Consider the following 2,240-nt stretch of genomic DNA (forward strand, 5'->3'; position numbering starts at 1 on the left):
GCACTTTTTTCTCTGGCCGCAGCTAGTCCTGTATGATCAGAAATACGTAAATCCCGACGATGCCAAAACAAAATTAGATCAGCACATTTTTTAATTACTGCTAATTAGGGGTTGCTGAAAAGGTTGTCTGTGAGGAGAGGGAACAGGGAACAGGGAACAGGGAATGGGGAATGGGGAGGGGATACTCACTCTTCACTCCTTGCCTCCATGATGGCGATTTTTCACCCGTTCTGGACTACCGGTAGGAATCGCGGCAATTAACTTTTGGGTGTATTCTTGTTTTGGTTGGAGATAAATACTTTCAGATGTACCGGATTCAACTATTTTCCCCTGATTCATCACCAAAATGCGATCGCTTAAAAATTTCACCACACTTAAATCATGGGAAATAAAGATATAAGTGAGTTGGAAGTCGTGCTGTAATTCTTTTAATAAATTTAAAACCTGGGCTTGGACTGACACATCTAAAGCGGAAACAGACTCATCACAAATAATAAACTTAGGATTTAAAGCTAAAGACCGTGCAATACAAACCCGTTGACGTTGACCACCGGAAAATTGATGAGGATATTTTTTCTGATCATCTGCACTTAATCCTACCCGTTCTAGTAATTCCACTACTCTAGCTTGTTGCTGTTGTTTTGACTTACCCACACCATGAATTAATAGGGGTTCTATAATTGCATCTCCAATTGTCATTCTAGGATTGAGAGAACTAAAAGGATTTTGAAAAATAATTTGCATTTCTCGTCGTAAATGCTGCAAAGTTTTTCCCTTGAGGTGAGTAATATTTTCACCATCAAAGAATATTTCACCACCTGTTGGTTCAATTAATTTCAACAAAGTTCTACCCAAGGTAGTTTTACCACAACCAGATTCTCCTACCAATCCCAAAGTTTCCCCAGGAAAAACATCAAAGGAAACCCCATTAACAGCTTGATGATAACGTTTGGTTTCCCCAAATACTCCCCGAATTGGGAAAGCGACCTCCAAGTTACGAACAGTTAATAAAGGTTGTTTAGCACTGATATCCGCTAATCTTTGGTTAATCTCTTCTTGAGTAATTTCCGTTGGTTGTGCAGGTTCTCTGGTCGTAATTGTTGTTTTACCAAATTCATCTTCTATAACACTCATGTAGTCAGAAACCGTCAGCAATTTGCGCGGACGACGGTTCAAGGAAGGACGACAAGCAACCAGTCCTTTAGTATAGGGATGTTGGGGATTGTTAAAAATTTGTGCAGCAGCACCATATTCCACAATTCTACCTTTATACATGACTGCTACTTGGTCAGTAATTTCCGAAATTAAACCCAAGTCATGGCTAATAAAAATCATCGCCATGTTGCGACTTTGTTGTAAATCGGATAATAATTCTAAAATAGTGGCTTGAACTGTAACATCTAAAGCTGTAGTTGGTTCATCAGCAATTAATACAGATGGGTTACAAGAAATTGCCATAGCAATCATCACCCGTTGCAGTTGTCCTCCTGATAGTTGGTGAGGGTAGCGGTTTAACATCGCTTCCTTATGTTCTTTTACCAACTGTGCTAATTTAAAACTATCGCCTACGGACAAATCATAATTAATATACTGTTCTTGAATTTGTTCATCATTAGGTAACAGTTTAACTTCTTGTAACCCGGCGATCGCAATTCTTCTAGCTTCAGTTGCATTCACATTTTGATGACGCATAATAGCTTCTTCCAACTGAAACCCAATACTATAAACCGGATTTAGAGAAGTCATAGGTTCTTGAAAAATCATGGCAATATCACCACCACGATAAAGCTGCATTTCCGCCGGTGATAATGTTAATAAATCCAAAGGTTGGCCATTTATCCGATCAAAAAGAATCTCCCCATTTGTGACCTTTCCCGGATATTGCAACAAGCCCATGATAGCTAAAGCTGTCACCGATTTACCACTACCTGATTCACCTACAATACCTAGAGTTTCACCCCGATGCAATTGAAAGCTAATATCATCAATTGCTTTAACTTTACTATTATCATTGATAAATTCAACTTGTAGATTGCGAACCTGTAAAACTGTTTCTTTCATAATATCTAAAAAAAATTATAATCGTACTATAGGTATTTATAGCCTACATTCCCAATTCTCAACTGTCACACCACAAAAAAAAGGGCGTGTAAACCCCGCCCCTAAAGAGATATTTATTCTGGATAAGTAGATTAGCGTTAAAAATTGTCGTTGGGGAATGGGGAACATTCCCCATTCCC

General features: G+C 38.7%; 2 protein-coding genes. Both read right to left on the reverse strand.

Annotated elements, in window-relative coordinates; genetic code table 11:
- Nucleotides 1-95, reverse strand: a 95-nt coding sequence (locus CUN59_RS21145; RefSeq protein WP_133164032.1) for a deoxyribodipyrimidine photo-lyase, incomplete at its 3' end; no start/stop codon positions are given.
- Nucleotides 96-192: 97 nt separating this feature from the next.
- Nucleotides 193-2,061, reverse strand: a complete 1,869-nt coding sequence (locus CUN59_RS15350) for an ABC transporter ATP-binding protein (RefSeq protein ID WP_104388662.1) — start codon at nt 2,059-2,061, stop codon at nt 193-195.
- Nucleotides 2,062-2,240: the final 179 nt, after the last annotated feature.

The organism is Cuspidothrix issatschenkoi CHARLIE-1 (assembly GCF_002934005.1).
GTDB lineage: Bacteria > Cyanobacteriota > Cyanobacteriia > Cyanobacteriales > Nostocaceae > Cuspidothrix > Cuspidothrix issatschenkoi.

What these genes read in the sequence shown, in the direction of transcription:
- CUN59_RS15350 (WP_104388662.1), bottom strand. Translation starts at nt 2,061, where the DNA reads ATGAAAGAAACAGTTTTACAGGTTCGCAATCTACAAGTTGAATTTATC.